The sequence below is a fragment of the Synechococcus sp. H60.1 genome (assembly GCF_047462335.1).
In the GTDB taxonomy this organism is placed as follows: Bacteria; Cyanobacteriota; Cyanobacteriia; order Thermostichales; family Thermostichaceae; genus Thermostichus.
Map to the genome: position 1 here is coordinate 1 of NZ_JANSJA010000049.1, position 1,660 is coordinate 1,660.

The window sequence follows — 1,660 nt, forward strand, 5'->3', positions numbered from 1 at the left end:
AGACCCGCTCCAAAAAGACCACTCCCTCGACATGGCCCGTTTGGGGAAAGAAGTCAGCGGCTCGCCATTGGGTTAGGCGGTAGGATCCCTCGGCCATCAGGATTTGCAGGTCGCGCGCCAAGGTGGCAGGGTGACAGCTAATGTAGACGATGCGCTGAGGTTGTCGCTGCTTCAGGATCTCGAGCACCTGCAGGTCGCAGCCGCGCCGCGGCGGGTCCAACACCACGATATCGGCAGGAGGCAGAGTCGGCAAAACCGCTTCTACTGTGCCCTGGAAAAATTGGGCCGAGGCGATGCCGTTGAACTGGGCATTGTAGCGGGCCTGGGCCACCGCCGCCGGCAGGACTTCCACCCCTATCGCCCGTTTGGCCCGCCGGGCCAAGAGCAAGGTTAGGGTGCCGATGCCGCAGTAGGCGTCTAGGACGATCTCTTCGCCACGCAGCTGGAGCTGATCCACTATCCAGGTAAAAAAGGCCTCCGCCTGCTCCGTGTTGACCTGAAAGAAGGAGGTGCTGTCAATCCAAAAGGAAAGACCGGCCAATTCTTCCCGCAGGGATCCCCGCCCGGCAATGACCTCCGTTTGCGGGCCAAAGATGACGTTGGTGCGGGCCGGGTTGAGGTTAAGACAGACCCCCACCAGGTCAGGGTAGCGCTGCAGCCAGCGCTGGGCCCACCTTTCCAGATGGGGCAGGTCGCGGCTGCAACTGACCAAGGTGAGGAGCACCTCACGGGTGCGGCGGCCAATGCGCAAGCCCAGATGGCGCAGGTGGCCCTGGTGGCGGCTTTCGTCATACACGCTCCAGCCAGTTTCCTGCAGATCCTGCTTTATTTCCCTTAGGAACACATCCAGCCGCTCGTCCTGCACAGGGCATTGGTTGAGGTTCACCAGGCGGTGGCTGCCCGGTCGGTAGTAGCCCATGCGCAACGGCTGGCCCTCTGCTTTGGCGATGGGGTAGGTGACCTTGTTGCGGTAGCGCAGCGGCTGCGGGGATCCCAAAATCGGGACGGGCTCAGGCAGGGAAAGGCCGCCAATGCGCTCCAGGGCATCCCGGAGAATTTGCTGCTTGGTGGCTAGCTGCTGCTCGTAGCTGACGTGCTGCCACTGACAGCCACCACACTTGTCGGCCACAATGCAAGCGGGTCGCACCCGCTGCGGCGAGGGAGCAAGGAGGGAACGAATTCGCCCGACCAGGTAGTTGCGCTTAATCTCAATGACCTGGGCCACCACCCGATCCCCCGGCACACCTTGGGCCACAAACACCACCCGACCCCGCCCGTGGCCAAGCGTATGGGCAATCCCATTGCCCTCGGGGGTTAGGTCAGTGATCTCCAGGGATAGGAGATCCCCTGGCTTGATGGGATCAGGTGCCAGGGAAGAGATTGGTTGCTCCATGAAAGAAGGTGGGTCGCAGAAGGTTAGCTGGAGGCCCCGCACTTTAGTGCGGGAAGGAAAGCTACTCTGGAACTTTAAGTGGCCAAAGTGGCGCCTCCTTCGCAAGATACCCTACCGTATACTGTAGGGGGGATAGCTCCTAATGATGGAGCATGACCCAAGTTCTGACCATTTGACTATCAGCTAGTCGTTCTTTTTGCACTTCATCTTCTTGGACTCTCGCACTGCGGTAAGTCTTTTTTTAGAGTCATTCCTCGCTTTTTCAAG

General features: G+C 60.2%; 1 protein-coding gene and 1 pseudogene. Both read right to left on the reverse strand.

The features are described 5' to 3' along the window. On the reverse strand, window positions 1-1,393 hold a 1,393-nt coding region (gene rlmD / locus NW852_RS02615), incomplete at its 3' end, for a 23S rRNA (uracil(1939)-C(5))-methyltransferase RlmD (protein WP_414372793.1). 163 nt (window positions 1,394-1,556) lie between these two features. Next, window positions 1,557-1,660 (reverse strand): annotated as a pseudogene (locus tag NW852_RS02620) (IS630 family transposase); the annotation flags it as partial.